We start from the raw sequence: 23299 nt of genomic DNA on the forward strand, positions 1-23299 counted from the left end.
TTACTCCATTCCTGCTTGTTCCAGTAAACGTAAATATTCATTTTTCATTTTTTGAGAGACACCTTCAGGAGAAAGGGCGCCCGATAATAATTCTTGTCCACTCATTCCCAGCGGTTTCCACATGCCATTTGGCAAATAAGCCCGATCAAAATAAGGCTCTACCAAAATGTCATCATATTGCTCATAATATCCTTGGTAATAGATATCTGCAGTAGCATTGGTAAGTCCTGCTGCTAAAGAAGTTCCCTCTGCAACAGCTTTTACATTCTCAGGTCTGGCTAAAAATTCAATAAACTTTTTTGCCTCCTCGGGATGCGCTGTATCCTTCCAGATGGCAGCCGTATGGCGTTCGCCGCCAATCCAGGTTGGGTCATCTCCTTCATGGATAGCCGGTACAGGCATGATGCCCAGTTCGATATCCGGATTTAACTCTTGAATCACATGGATAGGTACCGTTTGCATGACAAAAGCAATTTTGCCCTGAGCAAGCAGTTGGTTTTTTTCATATGGTCTGGCTGTGAGCACATCTACATTTAATAACTCTTTTTCCTGCATTTCTAATAATTTTTCAGATAAGTAATCATAAGGTTCCCAATCAAAACTGCCATCTAGTAATTCTTCACTGTAATCATGGTCAGGATGGGTGATAAGCAATGGACTGGCAAATTGATCATAGTACTGGCCAAAGGCACCTTCATTTGAACCTTCGAACCAGAATGGTGCAATTTCTCCGTTGCTTTTTTCTTTTACTGTTTCTAAAGCTTCCATAAATTCATCAAATGTTTCTGGTACTTCAATATCGTACGCATCAAGAATCTCTTTATTATAAGTTAAACCATCCATCGCTTGATTGAGCGGATAGGCATATACCTTGCCGTCTTCATCTACAAAGTTTTGTTCCAGTGTAGGGTCCATGTCGTCTACCCAGTCCATGTCGCGCAAATCCATGGTATATTCTCCATATCTGTTCTGGGCCCAGCCATGCGTATCAAATAAATCAGGCAAATCATTTGCTGCCATTCGAATTCTAAGCTGACTTTCATAGTCTTGTCCCGGCATATTTAAATTAATATTGATATCCGGATATTCTGCTTCAAAATCGTTGACAACGCTCTGCATCGCTTCTTGCTCTGCTTCATTAGATACAGTAGAGAAAAAGGTTAACGTTACTTGGTTCCCTGGTTGCGTACTCTCCTCCGAATCGGTTTCATTTTCAGCGTCATCATTCGAACAGCCTGCTATAATAAGGCCGGTCAGCATCAACAACAATAATGTTTTAAGACATAATCGCATAAGGATACTCCTTTTATCAGTAATTTGAATCGGTACAGTTGCAAGGAGTACGAAATATTTCCTATAATAGATGAAATAGCGTACGCTTGCTATTAGTATGCTATCGATAGACCTAGAGCTGTTCCGCCAAAAACGATTTTAGGTCTATTGCTTTTTTAGCAGGTAAGAAAGTATAAACTTTCTTACTGCATAAGTGTAACTAAGGTTGTCACCTAAAGGCTTGGTGACAACCAAGTTTTCTAACAAATTTTGAAAAAATACCTCTTGATAGAAAAATAGGTTTCCTTAATCTATCGAAAGCTAGTTTGGAACATGCCGTGTTTTTGCTATTGCGCCGCAGCTTTCCCGTTGCACAAATGTGGTAGGGACATTCACTTTCAATGGAATGTCTCTGCCCTGTAACCGGTCCAGCAGCAGCTTTACGCTTGTTTTTCCCATCGTATCTGTTGGAACATGAACGGTTGACAACGGACAGCTGGAAAATTGGGCCATTTCTACATTATCAAAGCTGACAATAGCGACATCTTCAGGGACTTTTATTGCTGCTTCCTGTAAAGCTCTTAATGCACCTACTGCCATCGGGTCGCTCGCAATAAAATACGCCTCCGGTAAATTTCCTTTTTGAATGGCTTTTTTCATTAAATGGTAGCCATCAGACATCGTAAATTCTCCTACAAATATATGATCATCATTATATTTATCCAGTTCCTTCATTTTCTTTGTGAAAAATACATAGCGTTCATCATCTATCTCCCGCTTTTCATTGGCTTTGATATGTTTTCCTTGCATCCCGCCGATATATCCAATATTGGTATAACCTAGAGAGAATAGATGCTCCAAAGCAATCCAAGTGGATTTCTCAAAATCAATAACAATAGAATCAAAACGATTTTCATCCGGAGAATGGTCGACAAAGACCAGGTGCTTGATTTGCTCATGGATTGTATCTACAAGGCCTTCATCGATTTTTCCAGCAATAATGAGACCATCCAGATGAACATTCAGCTGATTCAAATGGAAATTACTCATGCGATAAACTTCCGTGACCTCGATATTAAAATGATGGCATTGACTTTCAATACCATGTCGGATTGATAAGAAATACGGATCACTCAATTCTTCTTCAAGGGACTGACACATCAGTATCCCAAATTTATACGTCGGACTAGAGTTTTGAAGCTGTTTTTTTCTGCCGCGAATCGTTTGATAATTTAATTGATTAGCTACCTCGATAATCCGCTGGCGTGTTTCTTCCGTTACAGATAAGGATGTGTCATGGTTTAATACTCTTGATACAGTTGTAATAGAGACATTTGATTTACTTGCGATATCTTTGATTGTTGCCATAGGTTCCCCACCTTTTTTTACTAAACTTTACTATGCTAATATACTATCAGGTGAGTAAAACGCTTTCAATATGGTGGAATACAAATAGAAAAAAGCGTTCTTTGATGTTGATGGAAAAGTCCGTATACTACACGAAAGCTTTTGTGACTCCCTCTCCTTACCTTAGCAAGGAGAGGGAATCTAAGTTATTCATACGCTGGAAGCCAATCTCCATGCGCTTCAATCAAATCATCACATAATGAGATAATGTCATCCATGGATAGTTCCGCGGATGTATGCGGATCCAGCATTGCAGCTTGATAGATTTTTTCTTTCTTTCTCGTTAACGCAGCTTCTACGGTTAATAATTGAGTATTGATATTCGTCCGGTTTAATGCAGCGAGCTGTTCCGGCAAATCACCTACATACGTTGGTGCAATCCCGCTTGCATCTACTAAGCAAGGCACTTCCACGACTGCATTCTCCGGCAGGTTGCTGATCAAACGTCCTGTATTTAATACATTTCCGCCAATTTTAAATGGCTTGTCTGTCTCCATCGCTTCAATAATATAAGAGCCATATTCGCGAGAGCGCTCATGTGTCAGGTTTTGGTCGTTTACTAAGTCATCACGCATTTTTTTCCAATCTTCAATCTGATTCACACAACGGCGAGGATACTCATCCAATGGAATGTTAAATTGTTCGATTAATTCAGGATATTGACTCTTAATAAAGTATGGATGATATTCGGCGTTATGTTCAGAAGATTCTGTAATATAATAGCCGAATTTATCCATTAATTCAAAGCGAACCATATCATCATGCTTTTCTTTTTGCTTCTCTTTCGCACGTTTCTTAATTTCCGGATAGAGGTCTTCACCGTGCCGCGTGATTTCTAACAGCCAGGCCATATGATTAATACCGGCGATTTTCCATTGCACATCCTCTGTCGGCATTTCTAAAGACTCCAGCAGATCTCTTGCACAAACCTGTACGCTGTGACAAAGTCCGACTGTTTTAATGCCTTCCTTCAGCATGATATTCGTTAGAACAGCCATCGGATTCGTATAATTAAGGAACCAGGCATCCGGGCAAACTTCTTTGATATCACGTGCAAATTCCTGCATGACAGGGATGGTTCTTAAGTTACGGAAGATTCCTCCGATCCCTAAGGTGTCTGCAATGGTCTGACGCAATCCATATTTTTTCGGGATTTCGAAATCTGTGATGGTAGCAGGATCATAACCGCCTACCTGAATCGCATTAATGACATATTTTGCGCCACGTAATGCTTCTTTACGATCCTGATACGCTTTTACCGTAACTGTAGCATTCAAGCTTTTCTTCAGGTTATTTAACATCATTTCAGAATCTTGAAGCCGTTCTTCGTTTATATCAAATAAAGCAAATTCAAAATCCTGCAACGCATCGACTGTCATGCAGTCACCTAATACGTTCTTTGCGAAAACGGTACTTCCCGCACCTAAAAATGTAATTTTGGACATAAGCTATTTCCTCCTAAAGTAGAATCAAAATGTAATATGAGAATGTCTTTCTGATGAATCCATATTTGCTTCTTTTTAGTAAATAGTTTTACTGAAAAAGAGTAAAAAAAGAAACAAGGTCTCTTTTTGAGTACGATTAAATTGCTATTGCTTATGTACATATTAATAGATGCATAAAGCGTTTTCAATCGTAAAATAAATTGAAAATGAGTAATATATTGCTCTTTGTTAATCGGTGAATAACTGGTTAACTGGCATGATATCTGTATTTTGCCGGTAATTACTTGGGGTTTCTCCGATGGTTTGCTTAAAAACTTTACTAAAATAATTACTGGATGTATACCCGACTTCTTTTGCAATATCCTCGATACTTTTCTTTTCAGTAATCAATAAGTGAAGCGCCTTTTTCATTCTGATTTTTGTCAGGTAACGGATCGGCGTCTCATTTATAGACTTTACAAATTGGCGTGTGAAATAATATTTGGATAAGCCGGATACGCTGACGATTTCATCTAATGTAACATCTTCACTATAATGATTTTCTATAAAGTCGATTGCCTTCGAGATAGAAGGAGGGATTGCTTTAGATTGCTGCTGGTTATATTCTAAGTATCCGAGAAATTCCATAAGAAAAGAATAGGCGCAGGAGGAAGCCTCGTAGCCATGAGAAATCCCTGCCGTTTCTATTCTCTTTAAGGTATTAAAAATATAATTAACGGGGCTTGAATGAATGGACATTTGGAATAAATGACCATGCTTTTTCGTTATTTGCTGATATAACTTCGTTGCCTCTGCCCCAGTGATGGTAAAGAAAATAAATTCCCATTCCGCTGCATCAGCAGGAAGATAATACCGATGATCGCTCGGAACATCAATAAAGAAAGCATCTCCTTTTGTTAATTCATGCGTGGTATCCCCGACGGATAGTGCACCGTTCCCATGCAGCGTATATTGAAAGATAATAATATCCTTTTCACCTCTTTCCAGCCCATGCCAGCTGTAATCAGCGGGGTTTTGATGATGTTCGAAGCCAATCGCATGCAGATCTGCTACGTTATCTTGATAAGCTCTTTGAAAACGAAATCCATATGAGTTGTGGCTGATATCTTTATACAAGGAAATACCTCCTTCATTTTTTTACATTGTAACATGGGTTGTTTTACTGGAGGATAAGTGACTGGCAAATCTCTTGTTCAGAGAAAAAACGAAATAACTTATATTTATCTGCCAAGTAACTGTGAAAGATAGGTAATAAATGATGATAGTCTAATGAAAAAAGAACCCATTTCTGATAGGGTTAAGAGTATAACCAAGCAATCGGTAAAAAGGATATGGATAAGAGTTGCTTTATTTAATGCAGGAAAGGCAGGACTTAAGGATGAAGGAGTTATTAAAATCAAGCAATTGGTTTTCGGGTCTTCAATGGCTCTTTTTTATTTTTACAAATATTGTTGTGATTCCAATCACAGTTGGTGCGGCTTTTGAGCTTTCCCAAGAAAGAATTGCCAGCTTACTTCAATTATCATTTATTGTGACGGGAATTGCGTGTATGGTACAGGCTTTGGTCGGCCATAAACGGGCGATAATGGAAGGGCAATCAGGGCTTTGGTGGGGCGTTATCTTAACGCTGACTTCTACTGCTGCGGCACAAGGAATGCCTTTAGATGTGCTTGGAGGAAGTTTGACAGCAGGCATTATTATTTCTGGGATTCTCACAGTGATTATTGGTGTGAGCGGAGCAGGACCTTATATTGCTAAATTATTTAACCCGGCTGTTATGGGAGTATTTATGTTTTTATTTGGATGCCAATTAATCGGGATATTTTTAAAGGGTATGCTGGGCATTCCTTTTGGAAACGAAGCCGAAAATGCTCAAATCGATTTAGCTATTTCCCTGTTGTCTATTGTCATTGCAATCATTGTGGCTATTATTAGTATCAAAGCTCCAGCAGGCATTAGACGCTATGGCTTACTAATTGGAATAGTTATTGGGTGGATTGCATTTAATCTCACTTTTGGGCAACAGGAAGCGGTTAGTCAAACAGCTTCTTCAAGTATGGCATTATTCCCGCTTGGTAAACCAACGTGGGATACGGGAATTATTATAACAACAGTGTTAGCAGGGCTGCTGAATACAGCGAATACGTTTGGAGCGTTAAAAGGGACGGATAGTATCTATCGTGCAGAGACAACAAATTCCCAATATCGTTCCTCATTTACGATAACAGGGATTTTTACCGGGCTGTCCGGGGTGCTTGGACTTGTCCCGTATGCGCCGTATGTCTCTTCCATTGGTTTTTTGAATCAGACAGGGATCATTAGGCGGTTACCTTTTATTCTCGGCAGTTTCATGTTCTTCTTAATGGGCATTATTCCGCCAATCGGGCACTTTTTTTCTATGCTGCCGCTGAGTATAGGCAGTGCAGTATTATTTGTTTCTTATTTACAGCTGTTCAATTCATCTTTAAGTTTCTTTCGTCAGGTTGAATTTAATACGCTCAATATTTACCGGTCGGCTGTTCCCTTATTTGTCGGTATCATCATTATGACCTTCCCTGCTGCTTATTTCGATACCTTGCCTGACTTTCTTCGCCCATTGTTAAGCAGCGGGTTATTAGTAGGTATTATTTTAGCACTTATACTTGAGAATGGATTTGATTGGAATCGGACATAAGGACGAACGATAGATAAAGGAGCGGTTACTGAATCAATGGATGTTTTTTAAGGAGCTGTCGCTAACTGAATGGTTTGTATGGGAAGACAGCTTCTTTGTTTAAGAAAATAATGTTTACAAAAGCCATGTTTCTAGCGGACAGCATGGGATAGCAGCATAAACTATTCAACTTAATAGCTTATTCAGGAGGGATTTTAATGATAGCAATCCTATTTCCCAGGCACTTTCACACCAGGTATAAACCATTCTGACTTAAAAGTTATCATATAGATTTCCTTGTCGAAAAATGATATACTATCAAAAATAATGATAGGGGTTTCATTTTATTTTCGAGATTATCTCTTTATTTTTTTCGGAATTTTAAATCAAATGTACATAGGAGCTGGAATGGTTTCGGTGATGTGGAGGGGATAACATGCTTTCATCCAGACAAAAGAAAATTTTAGAACGATTAATTGAAGAAGAAGCGTTTGTTTCCTTAGCTGACTTGAATAAAGCCTATCAGCTTTCGCCGCGGACGATTCGGCAGGATTTACTTGAAATCGAGACGTGGCTAATGGATATTGGCGCAGGGTTTAGCCTGGAGAGACATCGCAAGTACGGGGCGCGGCTGATTTTAGGAGAGAAGCAGAAGCAGGTGCTTCAGGAGGCAATGTACAAGCAGAAGGATTATTTAAGTGCAGTACAGCGCCGGCAAGATATGCAAAAGCTTCTATTACTAAATCCATCTATCCATGTGGAAGAATTATGTGAGGATTACCAGATCAGTATGAATACGCTCCAGAATGATTATAATCAGTTAAAGACGGAAATGGAAGATTATCATTTAATGCTGTCCAGAGAGAATAAACAAATTTCGCTGGTTGGGGAAGAGAATAATAAACGCATGTTATTTTTAGATTTTTTGAAAGAACAGTGGACAGAGGAGGAGATACTGGAGCTGTATGTAACAAGGCAAATCTCCGCTCCCATGAATGAAACGGATTTAGAAGATATGATCGCAGATGTGGATGTTCATGGGATTGCATCTTGGATTGAGCAGGTAGAGGAGCTAAGCGGGATCGCTTTTATTGATGCGAGTAAATACGAGCTGTTTCTGAATTGCGCTGTTCAATGGAAAAGAATCCAATCGGGGCAATTTATTGCAGACTTTGATAAAGATGATGAATTAAAAATTTTTGAGGATGAGAAATTTAACACAGTAAGAGAACAATTTAGGCGGTTAATGGGCTTGGAAGATGCGTCGCTTCAGCTCTCCAATGAATTAGCTTACATATCCATGCATCTGCTGGGGGCGAGACGTTTAAGCGGAGAAGGAGATTATTGGCTGAAGTGCCAGTCCCTGTCGCGGGAGATTGTAGAGACCTTCGAGCAGACGAACCGCTTTCGTTTAAGCAATCGGGAGAATATTATTATTGGTCTGTCGACGCACTTGCAATCAGCGATGTATCGCATGAAGTATCATATTCACATTGATAATCCTTATTTTGATAATCTGGAAAAAGAGTATCGTAAATATATTGAACAAGTAAAAGCGTTTATTGAAAAAAATCCGCATTGGGGTTTAACGACACTTCATAGACATGAGATTGGTTTTATTGTAGTACACTTATGTGCCGGATTAGAGCAGGAACCGTTTCTGCCGAGTAAACGAATTGCGATTGTCTGCAGCTCCGGCCTCGGAACATCCAGACTGCTTGAACGGACAGTAAGAAGACTGTTCCCGCAAGTATTTATAACAGGGCAATTTTCCGTAAAGGAGGCGTATGGGCTGACAGATAAAGATGCTGATTTGATTGTTACAACAGTTCCATTTACCCAGCAGCTGCAAGTCAATCATGTGAAAGTAAATCCGTTATTGTCGATAGCTGATCAGCAAAATCTGGAGCGGATTATTGGAAGAGGAACCTATCAGGCAAACACCGAATTGCCGATTGTCGAGACAGTAATGACTATCTATCAGTCTATTAAAAAGCACACGGTGGTGTTGAATGAGGGAGAATTGTTCAATGATTTATACCGGTATTTCAGCGGGAATCAAGGGGCAATGAGTTCGGAGGTTACTTCATTAACGGCGCCTTCGTGTATCCATTTAAGAGAAAAAGTCTCTGATTGGAGAGAAGCATTATCTATATTGAATCAATCTTTAGTAAAACAAGATGTCGTGGAGCATACATATGAAACGGAAGTGGCTCAAATCATCAATGAACAGGAGCATCATTTTATCGTGGCGCCAGGCGTTGCTTTTCCTCATTTAAGCAGTACAGCGATTAAGAAAACGGGTTTTGCTTTTATGACGTTGGAGGAACCGATTTCTTTCGGCGGAACAGAGGAAAAAGTATGGTGGATTATTTTGCTTGCTGCCAAAGATAAAATCCAGCATGTCACTGCAGTGGAGATGATGCTGGAGGTTGTTAATTCGAAGGAGTTATTAGACAAGCTGCGCCATGAAAGAAATATCGACGTGGTATGGAAATGGATGTTGGAGTACGAGGAGGGTAGCAAATGAAAAAAGTGCTAGTTGTTTGTTCAGGCGGTTTAGGGACAAGCCTTGTTTTAAAGCTTCAAGTAAAACAGCATTTTCAAGAATGGGAATTAGATGACGTCATTGTGGAACAATCGGATGTAAGTGCCGCCTCCTTCATGAAAGCAGATTTGATTATCGGGGCAAAGCAGGTGGTACAGCATTTGCAGGTAAAAGAAACAGAAATTCTTGGACTTTCCTTTATTGCAGATAGAGCCTTAGTAAAAGAAAGCTTGGAAAATGCGGATACTGTGAAGCGGTGGCGTGAACGTGTATGAATATCTTTGAAAGTTTTACAAGAGGGTTTATCGGGGAGCCTGCGATTTTATTAGGAGCGATAACATGTATTGGGTTATTACTTGCCAGAGCAGGCTTTTTTCGGGTCCTCAGCGGAACCGTGAAAGTGATGGTAGGGGTGACATTGTTACAGATAGGAGCATCTGCTGCCAATGTGTCCCTTTCCAATTTAGCAGTGATGATTCAAGACAGCTTTAATATGATTGGCATGATTCCGCATAATGAAGCGATAACGGCATTAGTACAGATTAATTACGGAAGAGAAATTGCGATAACCATCTCGATTGGAATGGTCGGGCACCTATTAATAGCACGCTTTACAAGATTGAAGTATGTCTTTTTGTCAGGACATCAGGTCCTTTTTATGTCCGCAGTGATTGTTGCTGTTTTACATGCTTCGCAATATGGCTGGTGGCTGTATATTTTCGGCGGCTTCGTGTTAGCGCTGATGATGTCCTGCATGCCTGCGCTGGTTCAGCCGTTTGTCAAACGTGTGACAGGGGATGACTCGATTGCGATTGGTCATTTTAATAGTGTTGGCTACTTTATGACAGGTATGTTAAGCACCAGTCTTTTTAAAAGAAAAGAAGAAAAAGCAGATTTTCCGAAATTCATCCGAAAACTGGAGCCTTTTATGTATGATCATGTGCTGATCATTAGTATATTTTCATTTCTGCTCTTTTTTATTGCGGCTATTTTTGCGCAAAGAGATGCAATTCAATACTTGTTTAATGATCAAAATTTTATCATTTTTGTGATTGTGCAATCTTTGTGGTTTACAGCTGGAATGTACTGTATTCTGACGGGTGTACGGATGATGATTGCAGAAATTCTGCCGGCGTTTGAAGGAGTCTCAAGCAGATGGATCAAAGGCTCCGTTCCAGCGTTAGATGCGCCGGTATTATTTAATTACGCTCCATTAGCTGCAATGGTTGGATTTATCCTCAGCTTTTTGGGCGGACTTGGTGTAATGTTTGGCATGGCCGCAGTGCAGTATACGATTATTATTCCAGGCGTTATCCCACATTTCTTCTCCGGCGGTGCTGCAGGGGTAATTGCTTATAAGCTACGGGGAATCAAGGCGCTGGTTTGTATGAGTATCGTGCATGGGATGGTTATTACTATTTTGCCGATTCCATTGTTAAGTTATTTGCGGGATTTAGGTTATACGCGGACGACGTTTGGAGATACGGATTTGCAGTTGATTGGGATTTTGATTGGGTGGCTGGTGCAGTAATAACTGAATTTAATATGTCCTCTTCTATTAAGCAGAGAAAAATGATGAAAATTTCTAACCTGCATAATAAAAGAGGATTTTTTGTTTTGTATACCTTAAGGCATCTATTTTAAATTACATAGTCTATAGTAAATATTCAATACCAATTTACTGCCATTTGAAAAGGAAATTAATTACTATTGATAGTGTAAGCGTGTACATATAGAGTTATATACATAATATAAGGAAGTAATGAAAAACAAGGGAGTTAATTTAATGGCTAGAGCGGAAGAGTGGATAGGTTATTGGAAGTAAAGGTATGAGGTAACTGAAGCTTTGGCTTTTAGCATAATCCTGTAGCAATAAACCATTTAATAGACTGCTATTCTAAACAAAGAATACATATTAAAACAATATTTAAAGAATATATAGGGAGGGGGGACGTAATGAGAAAAAGTATTTGGAGGTTATCTCTATTATTAATCGTAAGTATACTAGCCGCTTGTGGAAGTGACGATTCTAGTGATGAGCCAGATGATAAGTTAGAAGGTAAAATAACGGTTTATGCTGGTTCGGATGAAGAGCGTGCTATCGAAACAATGAACCTTTTTACAGAAGAAACAGGAATTGAAGTTGATATGGTTCGGTTATCTGCTGGGGAAATTCTATCAAGAGTTCGTGCGGAAAGTGCGAACACGCAGGCAGATGTCTGGTTTGGCGGACCGGCAGAAACATTTGAAGTAGCTAAAGAAGAGGAATTGCTTGAACCATATGTATCGCCTACATCGGAATATATCTCAGATGAATACAAGGACGAAGAAGGATATTGGACTGGAATGTTAGTTAATCCTTTAGGTTTTGTAGTAAATCAAAATTTCTTAGATGCCAATGGATTAGAAGCACCTACAACTTGGGAAGATTTACTTGATCCAGCGTATGAAGGGGAAATCGTTATGCCTCATCCAGCTTCATCCGGTACGGCTTATACAGTACTTTATAATATATTGCAGTATTTTGATAATGAAGAAGAGGCTTATGAATATTTGGAAGCATTGGATGGACAAGTACAACAATATACAACTAGCGGGGTTGCTCCGGCGAGAATGGTGGGAATGGAAGAAGCGGGAGCAGGGATCTTATTCTACTATAATTCTGTTAAAAGTATAGAAGAAGGATTTGATAATTTAGAGCCTACTGTGGTTGATGGAGCAGGATATGAATTATTTGCAGTAGCTAAGATCGCAGATGCTCCTAACCCTGAATTGGCTGAGGCATTTATTGACTGGGTATTAGGACCAGCAGGGCAAGAAGCAGCACAAGATTTTGGAAACTATAATAATGTAACCCATCCAGAAGCTGCGGATGCGGAACAAGCTATAGAACTTTCAGATTATCATTTAATAGATTTTGATTTAAGCGATGCGGCAGAATCACGTGATGAGATTATTCAAAAATGGGAGAATGAAATTTATGATCAATAACTGTATGAGAAAAGTGTGAAGAGTAAACATTTTCAAGGATAGCAATTAGATGATGATATTAAGGAACAAAGCCTAAGTTCATACCATTATAAGCGGAAATAAATTGGTATGGAGAATTTGATGAAACGATTATAGTCTTAAGGTATAGAAATAATTTGAAGCGAGAATAAAAATTCATCTGTATTTTTAGAGGCATGGACTAAAAAGGAGGTAAAAATGAGCTATCGTGCAATTTTTTTAGATATTGATGGAACGATTATAAAACCGGACCACACTTATGACGCTTCAACCAAGGAAGCGATTCGGCAGGCAAAAGCAGCAGGTATAGAGGTATTTCTATGTACAGGCAGACCTTTAATGGATATTGTTAATTTGAAAAATGACTTTGGAATCACCTCATCGATCACTTATAATGGCTCCTACGCAATGCACGAGAATGAAATGATTTTTAAAGCTGCGATGCGTAAAGAGGATGTCGAGAAAATGATTTCTATCTCCAGTCAAGGAGAAAGTGAGCTTGCACTTTATACCACAGAAAATAATTATTTTACTTCTTTAGAGGATACACACGTTATTTATTTTAGTAAAGTTTCGCAAATGAGAGAATTTAAACTGTTTACAGAAGATGTTACTGATCAGATTGTAGCTGCAACGGCAATCAATGTGTTTGACAGCAAAGAAGATTTTAGTTTAATAGAAGGCTATCAGCTGTCTAAAGTTAATATCAAACATTCTACAGAGTCCTATGATCTTATTCGTACTTCCGTGAATAAAGGAGAAGCAGTTAAAAAAATGATAGCCCATTTGAATCTATCACCTTCTGAAGTGATTGCTTTTGGTGATGGAATGAACGATAAGGAAATGCTGCAATTTGCCGGTGCAGGTGTTGCGATGGGAAACGCGGACTCAATGCTTGTTCCATATGCAGATTTTCAAACAACAACCGTTGAGGAGAATGGCATTTTTAACGGACTGAAGAAGCTTGGAGTTGTGAATTAAAGTAAAGAAAATGAAAGGAAGGAATTCATCGTATGAAAACTACAAAAAAAATAATACCGCTATTTTTATTTTTAGGATTGATTCTTGCTGCATGCGGTTCTGATGATACAGAAGAAACAGGTGGAGCAGAAAACGATGGTACATTGACTGTTTATGTCGGTCTTGAAGAAGAGCATGCCATTGCGTCAATTAATCAATTTACAGAGGATACGGGAATTGATGTTGATATGGTTCGTATGTCTACAGGAGAAATATTGGCTAAAATTCGCTCCGAGCAGCAAAATCCACAGGCTGATATTTGGTACGGCGGCCCAGCAGATACATTTGTTGCTGCAAAAGAAGAGGATTTACTTCAGCCTTATCAATCCCCAGAGGCAGAAGCAATCCCTGAAGAGTATCGAGATGAAGAAGGGTATTGGACAGGAATTTATTTAGGCCTTATTGGTTTTGCGACAAGCCAGGACTTTTTAGATGAACATAACTTGGAGGCACCTGCAAGCTGGGATGATTTATTAGACCCAGCATATAAAGATATGGTAGTCGTTGCTCACCCAGGCTCTTCAGGTACGGCGTACACGGCGCTTTATTCTATTCTTCGTGCCAAGGGCAGTGATGATGCTGGTTTTGACTATTTGAAAGAGCTGGATGATCAGGTCCAGCAATATACAACGAGCGGTTCAGCTCCAGGGAGAATGGTAGGGATGAATGAAGTAGGAGCTGGAATTCTATTCTCACATAATATCATTAAGTTCCAAAAAGAAGGCTTTGATAATATTGTCTTAAGTTTTCCGGAAGAAGGAACAGGGTATGAGGTTGGCGGAGTCGGGATTATTAACGGTACTCCAAATGAAGAATTAGCACAAGAATTTATTGATTGGGCTGTAAGTGCGAATGCGCAGGAAGTGGGCCAGGAAGCAAATGCATTTAATAATTTAACTCATCCAGATGCGGTAGAGCCGGAGGAAGCAGCTGACTTGGAAGAAATTGAATTAATTGATTCAGATCCAATCGAGGCAGGAGAACGTCGTCAGGAGATTCTTGACCGTTGGGAAGATGAAGTGAATAATTAAAACATATCATAGTTCTATGTGAGTAAAGTCGAATGGTTCAACATTCTTATTTTTGAAGTTGAATTTATTCGGCTTTTTTGCGGACTTTATTAATCGGTTACAATCATAATAAAAAAGACAACATAACTATTTCAAAAGGAAAGCATGAAAATTCATTTTTTATCTAGACTTTAAGTGACTGAAGTTAGCCAACAATTATGCAAAATCAGATTATAAAAATATGATTTATATTATCAAGCCAATTCTATGCCGTTTCAAAAGGAATATATTTGGTGTTGTTAATGTAAGCGGTTGCAAATAAAATGAGAACATAAAAAAGGGGGAGATTATTTTGAAGAAATCATTACTATTATTGCTTTTCCTATTGGCTATTTTACTGCTTGTTGCATGTGGGGCGAATAATTCTGATGATTCAAATGAAGCAGATGGAGCGGACAAAGAAGAGAGTCCAAGCGGAACGTTAACGGTTTATGTCGGATTTCAAGAAGATCATGCACTTGCTGCAATCGACAGGTTCCAACAAGATACAGGAATTGGTGTCGATATGGTTCGTATGTCAGCAGGGGAAATATTAGCAAAGATACGTGCTGAACGAGATAATCCACAGGCAGATATTTGGTATGGCGGTCCAGCGGATACATTTGAAGCAGCTAAAATGGAAGATTTATTACATGCATATGATTCACTGGTAGCAGCAGATATTACAGAGGGATATAAAGATCCTGAACATTATTGGACAGGTATCTACGAGGGAGCAATTGGTTTTGCAACGAATCAAAATTTCTTAGATGAAAATAATCTAGAAGCACCTTCAAGCTGGGATGATCTGTTAGATCCAGTTTACGAAAACGAATTAGTTATGCCACATCCCAATTCATCAGGTACAGCTTATACAGCATTGTATTCCGTTCTTCTTGCGAAAGGTGGAGATGAGGAAGGGTTTGAGTATTTGAAAGAACTTCATCCACAGGTTCAACAATATACAACAAGTGGTTCAGCACCAGGAAGAATGGTTGGGCTAAATGAGGTAGGAGCAGGGATTACATTTGCACATGAACTTGTTAAATTTCAAGAAGAAGGGTTTGATGATATTGTTATTTCATTCCCAGAGGATGGTACAGGTTTTGAAGTTGGAGCAGTTGCAATAATAGAAGGGGCGCCAAATGAAGAATTGGCACAGGAGTTTATTGATTGGGCTGCAGGTCCAGGAGCACAAGAAGTAGGGCAAGAGACAAATAATTTCCAAAGTCCTGTACATCCGGATGCAAATCAACCTGAACAATCTCCAAATTTAGATGAGATTAATTTATTAGATTCAAATCCGAAAGAAGCAGGAGAGCGCCGTCAAGAGATTCTAGACCGCTGGGATAATGAGGTGAATAACTAAAATATAAAATAGTATAAGCAATAAAAAGGAAGACGTAAATTAATAATCTATTCAAAACCATATATTTTATAGAAGGTAAAATAAACAAAAATAAGATCCGAACTACTTCAAATCAACGAAAGATTTTTGAAGCAGTTCGGATTTTTTATTCAATAAAACATAGCTGTTCAACTTCATTTTATTGTATAAAGCTTGAATTATATACTTGTAACCAGACCTTACCAATTCTATACCGCTTCAAAAGGAATTCATTTGATGTTGGAAATTAAAGCGAATACACATAAACTTAATATAGAAGAAAAGGGAGGTAATCACATTGAGGAAATCTATAAAATTATTATTTATGCTTTTTGTTTTATTTCTGCTTGCTGCATGCGGTTCAAATGATGCCAGTAGTGAAAATGAAGGAAATAACAGCGGACAGGGAGGGAATTTAACTGTTTATTCTGCTTATCCGGAAGAGCACGCTATGGAAGCGATGAATCAGTTTACAGAAGCAACAGGTATTGAGGTGGAGATGATACGTATGTCAGCTGGAGAAATTTTAGCTAAAGTTCGCGCCGAAAAAAATAATCCGCAAGCAGACATTTGGTATGGTTCAGCTGCAGATACTTTTGTGGCAGCAAAAGAAGAGGATTTATTACAGGCGTATCAATCTCCGGAGGCAGAAGCTATACCAGAACAATATCGAGATTCAGAAGGTTACTGGACAGGGGTATACATAGGTGCGATTGGTTTTGCCACAAACAAGCACTTCTTAGAAGAAAATGGATTAGATGCACCAGCCAGCTGGGATGATTTACTTGATCCTGCATATAAAAGTGACATTGTAATGGGACATCCAAACTCTTCCGGAGTCGCTTATACGACACTTGATTCTATTATTCGAGCCAAAGGCGGAGAGGAAGAAGGATTTGAATATATGAATGATCTTGATGAGCAGATACAACAGTATACAACAAGCGGTGGAGCTCCAGGAAGAATGGTTGGGCTAAATGAAGCTGGCGCAGGTATTTTGCTGGCCTATGATATTGTGAAATATATTGAAGAAGGTTATGACGATATTATCTTAAGCTTTCCGGAGGAGGGAACTGGTTATGAGATTGGCTCTGTTGGGATTATCAATGATGCACCTAATGCGGAGCTAGCGGAACAATTTGTGGACTGGGCAGTCAGTCCTGAAGCTCAAGAGGTTGGTCAGACAGCAAACAACTTCCATAATTTAACGCATCCGGATGCTTCTGAACCTGAACAGGCTGCTGATTTAGATTCTATTAATTTAATAGAATCAGATCCTGTTGAAGCAGGTGGACGCCGTCAGGAGATTGTTGAACGCTGGGATAATGAAGTGAATAACTAAAACAATTAATAATTTTATACAAGAAAAGCCGAATAATTCAATATTCTTACTTTAGAAATTGAATTATTCGGCTTTTTCGTGATGTTATTAAATCGTTATAACCAAAACTCATAATAACTATTTATAGAGAAAAGTATATAGAATCGTTTTTTCATCTATTCTATTAGTGGATGAAGTTAGCCAACATTTATATAAAATCAGTTTACAAAACATATTTTATATTACCTTACCAATTCTATACCGCTTCAAAAGGAATTCATTTGGTGTTGAATGTGGAAGCGCATACACATAAACTTAAAACATAAGAAAAAGGAGGTAATGACATTGAAGAAATCTATAAAATTATTATTTATATTATTAGCTGTTTTTCTGCTAGCTGCGTGCGGATCAAATGATTCAGATGGGGCAGAAGGCGGAGATAGTCCAAGCGGAACATTAACAGTTTATGTTGGATTCCAAGAGGATCATGCGATTGCTGCGATTGACAGGTTCCAACAGGATACCGGAATTGATGTCGATATGGTACGTATGTCAGCTGGAGAAATTTTGGCAAAAGTACGTGCGGAAAAAGATAATCCACAGGCAGATATTTGGTACGGCGGGCCGGCAGATACATTTGAGGCTGCTAAAATGGAAGATTTGTTACATGCGTATGATTCGCCGGTAGCGGCAGATATTCCAGAGGAGTATAAAGATTCAGATCATTATTGGACAGGTGTTTATGTAGGTGCAATTGGTTTTGCAACAAATCAGAACTTCCTGGATGATAATGGTCTGGAAGCACCGACAAGCTGGGAGGATCTGTTAGACCCTTCTTATCAAAACCAAATAGTAATGGCCCATCCAAGCTCATCAGGTACAGCCTATACAGCATTATATTCCATTCTGCGTGCGAAAGGCGGAGATGAGGAAGGATTTGAATACTTAAAAGAACTTCACCCACAAGTTCAGCAATATACGACTAGTGGCTCTGCGCCAGGCAGAATGGTTGGACTAAATGAAGTAGGAGCGGGAATTCTATTTGCACATGATATTGTTAAATATCAAGAAGAAGGATTTGACGATATTGTTCTCTCCTTCCCGGATAATGGAACAGGATTTGAAATTGGAGGGGTAGGTATTATTGAGGGAGCTCCAAATGAAGAGCTTGCGCAAGAATTTATCGATTGGGCTGCAGGTCCGGGAGCACAGGAAGTTGGTCAAGAAACAGATAATTTCCAGAGCCTTACACATCCCGATGCAACTCCGCCTGAAGGAGCTCCAGATTTAGAAGAGATTAACCTGTTAGATTCAGACCCGAAAGAGGCTGGAGAACGTCGTCAAGAAATTCTTGACCGTTGGGATAATGAAGTAAATAACTAGAGATAGAAAACGTTGAAAATAGGGGGCTGTCAGCTCCCTTTTCAACATAAAAGGAGTGAAAGCTTTTTATGAAGGAGAACATACGCAGATTAGTCAAACAGCCAATGCTGTTATTACTTGTTGTATTGGTTATGCTGACGCTCATTGTTTTTATTGTCTATCCGCTTTTCCAAATCTTTTTGTCCAGTTTTATATCAAATGGTGAAATAGATTGGCAAGGGTATAAAAGGGTGTTTGCTGGCGGACAGTTAACCAGTGCTTTAACGAATTCATTGGTTTTAGCAGTCATTGTTTCTATTTTATCAACAGCGATTGCTTATTTCTTTGCTTATACATTAGCTTATATCAAGGTTCCATTTAAGAAATTATTTAACGGAATTGCAATTTTACCAGTAATTTCTCCTCCGTTTGTTATTGCTTTATCAGCAATTCTGCTTTTTGGAAGAGGAGGATTTATTTCTGAGACATTGCTGGGAATAGAAGGAGCAAATATTTATGGATTACATGGCTTGATTCTTGTTCAAACCCTGACCTATTTCCCGGTAGCCTTCTTAGTTCTCGCAGGGCTGTTACAATCGATTAGCCCTTCTCTGGAGGAAGCAAGTGATAACCTTGGTTCTACGAAATGGCAGACATTTAAGAAAGTAACGTTGCCATTATCTGTTCCAGGGATTGGAAATGCTTTTTTACTTGTATTTATTCAGTCGATGGCTGATTTCGGGAACCCAATGACCATTGGGGGAGATTATAATACGGTGGCAAGAGAGATTTATATGCAGGCCGTTGGAAGCTATAATATGCAGGCTGGGGCAGCTCTTGCAATGGTTTTACTTAGTGCAACAGTTATTTTATACGTACTCCAGAATTTTTGGATTGGGAAGAAGAATTATGTCACCGTTACCGGAAAACCAACTGGAGTTCGAAAAATGATTTCCCAAGGTATGTTTCGTCGAGTGATGATAACCATTTGTTTTGGTTTATCGGGAACGGTTATTTTATTCTATATCTTAGTTCCAATCGGATCATTTATTCAGCTATGGGGCGTCAATTACAGCTTTACATTAGACCATTATAATTATGTATTTTCTATTGGCCAAAAGGCAGTGACAGATACGTTACGACTTTCCATCATTGCGACGCCAATTGGAGGATTATTCGCAATGATTCTTGCATTCTTAATTGTTCGTAAAAGATTTGCAGGGAAAAAATTTATGGAAGGAATCAGCATGCTTTCCATGGCTATTCCAGGGACGGTAATCGGTATTTCCTACATCTTGGCGTTTAATCAGGCGCCATTAGCAATTACCGGTACTGCACTAATTATTATCGCTGCATTTATTGTTCGTGCGATGCCAGTAGGAATCCGGTCCGGGATTACTTCGCTTCAGCAGATAGATCCTTCGATTGAAGAAGCGGCAACGAATCTGGGAGCGAGCGGTTCAAAAACCTTCTTTTCAATCGTGCTGCCTTTGATTCGACCGGCATTTTTCAGTTCGATTGTATACACTTTCGTAAAGAGTATGACAGCGATGAGTGCTGTAATCTTCCTGGTTTCGGCAAAATATAACCTGATTACTGCCTCTATCTTAGCGCAAGTAGAGTCAGGAAGAATAGGTGTTGCGAGTGCATATTGTACATTATTGATTATTTTAATGATTGTTGCGATGTTAATTTTAAATGGCTTAACTTCTTTATTTACTGGCAAGTGGAAGTTAAGAAAAGATCAACAAACAGGAGCAGAGATTGCTTCAAAAGATTCTGTGACGACTTAAATACGTGGAGGGATAAGACATGTCAGCAAAATCCGTAAAGCTAGAAAATGTAACGAAACAATTTACCGATGGTGAAGGAAAGACAATGACAGCAGTTAGCGATGTCAGTTTGCATATAGAAAAAGGAGAATTTGCCACACTATTAGGTCCTTCCGGCTGTGGTAAGACTACTACATTGCGTATGATTGCCGGATTTGAAGAACTATCGAACGGCGTAATTATGTTTGGAGAGGATAATGTTCAAAATATCCCTGCAAATAAAAGAGACTGTACAATGGTTTTTCAATCCTATGCACTGTTTCCGCATATGTCCGTATATGACAACATTTGTTATGGACTAAAACTGAAAAAATTAAGTAGAAGTGAAATTGAAAAACGAGTAACACCAGTCATGGATATTATGAACTTACATGTAAATAAAAACAGAATGCCAAACCAATTGTCTGGCGGTCAGCAGCAGCGTGTTGCGCTTGCTAGAGCATTGGTAATGGAACCTGGAGTATTACTTTTCGATGAACCATTATCCAATTTAGATGCAAAACTTCGAATCACGATGCGTGATGAAATTCGCCGTATCCAGAAAAAACTTGGCATTACAGCAATTTATGTAACACATGATCAAAGTGAAGCGATGAGTTTGAGCGACCGTATTGTTGTTATGAATGAAGGGCGTATTGAACAAGTTGGACCGCCAATGGAAATTTATCAAAAGCCACAAACAAAATTTGTTTCCGATTTTATTGGGACAGCTAACTTCTTAGAAGGGATTGTAGATAAGAAAGAATCGGATCGTCTCTTTGTTAAAACGAAACAAACTACTATCGAAGTTTTACAGCAGAATGCAGATACATTTCATGAAGGGCAATCTGTTTCAGTAGTTGTTCGTCCAGAAGCAATCAATCTTGGTAAGGAAGGAACAGAGCCTGCGAAAGTTCTAAAAAGTGTGTTTATGGGACAGATACAAGAATATGAGCTGGATTTTAACGGTATTCAATTGTATGCGGTTGTTGCTGACCCAGGCGGGAAAGAAGTTTACTATGACGGCGATAGTGTGAACCTGACATTTTCACAACGTTCGTTGCATGTTGTACCAGCATAAGGTTAAATAGAAGGAGGGGAGAGATGCTATGCGAAAAATAACAATGCTATTGTTCGTAGTCCTTCTCCTTCTTTCTGGTTGCAGCAAGGCTGGGCAAAAAGAAGTATTACAGGTTTATACTGGAATGGATACAGCTTATATGATCCGAATTGCAGAGCAGTTTGAACGGGATACGGGTATCCATATTTCTTTTCAAAGAAAAAGTAATCTTGAAATTCTTCAATCATTGGAGAATGGAGAAGAGGAATTTGATATTTGGTATGGGGGATCGTCTTTTTTAATGGAAGAGGCGAAACAGCAAGGATTCCTGGAACCATATATTTCGGAATATAGAGAAGAAATCGACGAAATATATAAGGATGAAGAAGGATATTGGACTGGGATTAGTGTAGGAGTCTTGGCCATTGTGACTAATCGTCAATGGCATGTGGAACAAGGAGTCAGTAATCCGCAACGGTGGAGTGATCTGCAGCGGGTAGAATATAAGAACTGGCTGACATTGCCAAATCCAGAATCAACAGAAGCAGGGTACCTTACGATTGCTCTCTTTGACGAATTATATGGAGATTTGCGAACAAGAAGTGTGCTGCAAAATATCAATCAAAATGTGACCGATTACACTTTGGCAGAGGATTCCACAGGAAGATTTATTGGTTATAAGGAAAGTGCTGCAACGATTATGTTTGCACACGACGCCATGCGTCTGAAGAATGAAGGATTTAATGAGTTGAATATTATTTATCCGACTGAGCCGACAACGTATGAAGTCGAAGCAATCGCTATGACGAAAGATGTTCAAAACCAAGAGGCTGCACAGGAGTTTATTGATTGGTCATTAACAAAGGAAGCACAGGAAATAGGACAAAGAATAGGAAATTATCATATGCTGACCAATGTGAATGCAGTAAATCCGCCACAGTCCGTATCGTTGGATGAATTATTGATTATACCTGTTGATGAGGAAGAAGCAGTGGAAAGCCGATCAAATTTAATTTCTGATTTTAAAGAAGTTATCCAATTTAGAGAGTAAGGGGGAAGATGCGAAGTGACAAATATAATTTTTGATTTACATACGCACCATGATAGGTGTGGGCATGCAGAAGGAAAAATAGAGGATTACATTAAGGCTGCAATAGATCGTGATTTACATTATATCGGAATCTCAGATCACTCTCCTTATTTTTATTCGAAGGAAGATCAGCTATATCCGGGAATTGCAATGGCGAAGAGTGAACTGGATGAATATGTAAATGAAGTATTGACGCTGAAAGAAAAATATAAGAATAAAATTCATGTGCTGCTTGGAATGGAGAGTGATTACTTTCCTGAATATGCAGATATGTATAGAAGCATTTATCAAAAATACCCATTTGATTATATCATTGGCTCTGTCCATCATGTTCACGATAAAAGTATTTTTCAAAAAGGCAGATGGGATTATTTAACAGAGGGAGAACGTCTCGAGGAAAAAGAAACCTACTACCATTCGATTCAGCAATCTGCCAAAAGCGGTATGTTTCAAGTCTTGGGACATATTGATGCGATGAAAGGATATTTATTAGATTTTCATGATGTCAAAACATCAGTGATAGAAGAAACATTAAAAGTCATTGCAGATGAAGGTGTTGCTATTGAAGTGAATACATCCGGTAAAAATAAGGATTGCGGCGGATGGTATCCTTCCCATGAAATATTAGAAAGGGCATGCCATTACGGTGTAGATATATCTTTTGGTTCAGATTCTCACGTACCTTCCAGAGTAGGGGATGATTACTTAGAAGTACAGGAAACTTTAAAACAAATTGGCTTTCAGGAAATGGTGTATTTTGTTAACAAGAAAAGATATACGGTGTCACTTTAATTGTGTGGAGTATGAAGAAACCCGCATACGCTCATTCTTTAGCGGATGCGGGTTTTTCTAAAATTAGGATGTT

18 protein-coding genes are annotated in these 23299 nt (G+C 39.0%); 14 read left to right on the top strand and 4 right to left on the bottom strand.

Translation table 11 applies throughout. The features are described from left to right. The 4 genes from MKY65_RS03355 to MKY65_RS03370 form a co-directional block, all read right to left on the bottom strand. Positions 1–1293 carry an extracellular solute-binding protein gene (locus tag MKY65_RS03355; RefSeq protein WP_339182388.1) on the bottom strand — a complete coding sequence of 431 codons (1293 nt, stop codon included), beginning with the start codon at positions 1291–1293 and terminating at the stop codon, positions 1–3. A gap of 300 nt (positions 1294–1593) precedes the next feature. Further along, complete coding sequence (locus MKY65_RS03360; RefSeq protein ID WP_339182389.1) at positions 1594–2640, bottom strand: LacI family DNA-binding transcriptional regulator; 1047 nt, start codon at positions 2638–2640, stop codon at positions 1594–1596. Positions 2641–2825: 185 nt separating this feature from the next. After that, the gene (locus tag MKY65_RS03365) at positions 2826–4124 is read right to left on the bottom strand and encodes an alpha-glucosidase/alpha-galactosidase (protein WP_339182390.1); all 1299 of its coding nucleotides are present in this window, start codon (positions 4122–4124) and stop codon (positions 2826–2828) included. Between the two features lie 228 nt (positions 4125–4352). Next, complete coding sequence (locus tag MKY65_RS03370) at positions 4353–5240, bottom strand: AraC family transcriptional regulator (protein WP_339182392.1); 888 nt, start codon at positions 5238–5240, stop codon at positions 4353–4355. Between the two features lie 262 nt (positions 5241–5502). Between MKY65_RS03370 and MKY65_RS03375 the strand changes: the two genes are divergently transcribed. The 14 genes from MKY65_RS03375 to MKY65_RS03440 all read left to right on the top strand — a co-directional run bounded on the left by MKY65_RS03375 (position 5503) and on the right by MKY65_RS03440 (position 23226). Next, on the top strand, positions 5503–6798 hold the full coding sequence (locus MKY65_RS03375) for a uracil/xanthine transporter (RefSeq protein WP_339182394.1): 1296 nt from the start codon (positions 5503–5505) through the stop codon (positions 6796–6798). 415 nt (positions 6799–7213) lie between these two features. Beyond that, entirely contained in the window at positions 7214–9307 is a 2094-nt protein-coding gene (locus MKY65_RS03380) for a BglG family transcription antiterminator (protein WP_339182396.1), read from the top strand. After that, complete coding sequence (locus tag MKY65_RS03385; protein ID WP_339182397.1) at positions 9304–9600, top strand: hypothetical protein; 297 nt, start codon at positions 9304–9306, stop codon at positions 9598–9600. Before MKY65_RS03380 ends, MKY65_RS03385 begins: the two co-directional genes overlap by 4 nt. Then, entirely contained in the window at positions 9597–10856 is a 1260-nt protein-coding gene (locus MKY65_RS03390; protein ID WP_339182399.1) for a PTS ascorbate transporter subunit IIC, read from the top strand. Before MKY65_RS03385 ends, MKY65_RS03390 begins: the two co-directional genes overlap by 4 nt. A gap of 425 nt (positions 10857–11281) precedes the next feature. Continuing rightward, complete coding sequence (locus tag MKY65_RS03395) at positions 11282–12316, top strand: ABC transporter substrate-binding protein (protein ID WP_339182400.1); 1035 nt, start codon at positions 11282–11284, stop codon at positions 12314–12316. Between the two features lie 216 nt (positions 12317–12532). Then, positions 12533–13315, top strand: a complete 783-nt coding sequence (locus tag MKY65_RS03400) for an HAD family hydrolase (protein WP_339182401.1) — start codon at positions 12533–12535, stop codon at positions 13313–13315. A 32-nt stretch (positions 13316–13347) separates the two neighbouring features. Beyond that, positions 13348–14385 carry an ABC transporter substrate-binding protein gene (locus MKY65_RS03405; RefSeq protein WP_339182402.1) on the top strand — a complete coding sequence of 346 codons (1038 nt, stop codon included), beginning with the start codon at positions 13348–13350 and terminating at the stop codon, positions 14383–14385. A gap of 331 nt (positions 14386–14716) precedes the next feature. Next, complete coding sequence (locus tag MKY65_RS03410) at positions 14717–15772, top strand: ABC transporter substrate-binding protein (protein WP_339182403.1); 1056 nt, start codon at positions 14717–14719, stop codon at positions 15770–15772. Positions 15773–16088: 316 nt separating this feature from the next. Further along, positions 16089–17132: an ABC transporter substrate-binding protein gene (locus tag MKY65_RS03415; protein WP_339182405.1), complete on the top strand. Its 1044-nt coding sequence runs from the start codon at positions 16089–16091 to the stop codon at positions 17130–17132. A gap of 324 nt (positions 17133–17456) precedes the next feature. Then, positions 17457–18494: an ABC transporter substrate-binding protein gene (locus MKY65_RS03420; RefSeq protein WP_339182407.1), complete on the top strand. Its 1038-nt coding sequence runs from the start codon at positions 17457–17459 to the stop codon at positions 18492–18494. 68 nt (positions 18495–18562) lie between these two features. Beyond that, positions 18563–20266, top strand: a complete 1704-nt coding sequence (locus MKY65_RS03425; RefSeq protein WP_339182408.1) for an iron ABC transporter permease — start codon at positions 18563–18565, stop codon at positions 20264–20266. Positions 20267–20285: 19 nt separating this feature from the next. Then, on the top strand, positions 20286–21365 hold the full coding sequence (locus MKY65_RS03430) for an ABC transporter ATP-binding protein (RefSeq protein ID WP_339182410.1): 1080 nt from the start codon (positions 20286–20288) through the stop codon (positions 21363–21365). 28 nt (positions 21366–21393) lie between these two features. Beyond that, positions 21394–22395, top strand: coding sequence for an extracellular solute-binding protein (locus tag MKY65_RS03435; RefSeq protein WP_339182412.1), 1002 nt, complete (start codon positions 21394–21396; stop codon positions 22393–22395). A 24-nt stretch (positions 22396–22419) separates the two neighbouring features. After that, a complete protein-coding gene (locus MKY65_RS03440; protein WP_339185097.1) occupies positions 22420–23226 on the top strand; it encodes a histidinol-phosphatase in 807 nt (268 codons plus the stop codon). The last annotated feature ends 73 nt before the right edge of the window (positions 23227–23299 follow it).

Origin of the sequence: Oceanobacillus sp. FSL W7-1293 (assembly GCF_037969815.1) — a bacterium.
GTDB lineage: Bacteria > Bacillota > Bacilli > Bacillales > Amphibacillaceae > Oceanobacillus > Oceanobacillus oncorhynchi.

Coding starts and splice junctions, on each gene's coding strand:
- MKY65_RS03355 (WP_339182388.1), bottom strand. CDS start 1,293: ATGCGATTATGTCTTAAAACATTATTGTTGTTGATGCTGACCGGCCTT.
- MKY65_RS03360 (WP_339182389.1), bottom strand. CDS start 2,640: ATGGCAACAATCAAAGATATCGCAAGTAAATCAAATGTCTCTATTACA.
- MKY65_RS03365 (WP_339182390.1), bottom strand. CDS start 4,124: ATGTCCAAAATTACATTTTTAGGTGCGGGAAGTACCGTTTTCGCAAAG.
- MKY65_RS03375 (WP_339182394.1), top strand. CDS start 5,503: ATGAAGGAGTTATTAAAATCAAGCAATTGGTTTTCGGGTCTTCAATGG.
- MKY65_RS03380 (WP_339182396.1), top strand. CDS start 7,214: ATGCTTTCATCCAGACAAAAGAAAATTTTAGAACGATTAATTGAAGAA.
- MKY65_RS03385 (WP_339182397.1), top strand. CDS start 9,304: ATGAAAAAAGTGCTAGTTGTTTGTTCAGGCGGTTTAGGGACAAGCCTT.
- MKY65_RS03390 (WP_339182399.1), top strand. CDS start 9,597: ATGAATATCTTTGAAAGTTTTACAAGAGGGTTTATCGGGGAGCCTGCG.
- MKY65_RS03395 (WP_339182400.1), top strand. CDS start 11,282: ATGAGAAAAAGTATTTGGAGGTTATCTCTATTATTAATCGTAAGTATA.
- MKY65_RS03400 (WP_339182401.1), top strand. CDS start 12,533: ATGAGCTATCGTGCAATTTTTTTAGATATTGATGGAACGATTATAAAA.
- MKY65_RS03405 (WP_339182402.1), top strand. CDS start 13,348: ATGAAAACTACAAAAAAAATAATACCGCTATTTTTATTTTTAGGATTG.
- MKY65_RS03425 (WP_339182408.1), top strand. CDS start 18,563: ATGAAGGAGAACATACGCAGATTAGTCAAACAGCCAATGCTGTTATTA.
- MKY65_RS03430 (WP_339182410.1), top strand. CDS start 20,286: ATGTCAGCAAAATCCGTAAAGCTAGAAAATGTAACGAAACAATTTACC.
- MKY65_RS03435 (WP_339182412.1), top strand. CDS start 21,394: ATGCGAAAAATAACAATGCTATTGTTCGTAGTCCTTCTCCTTCTTTCT.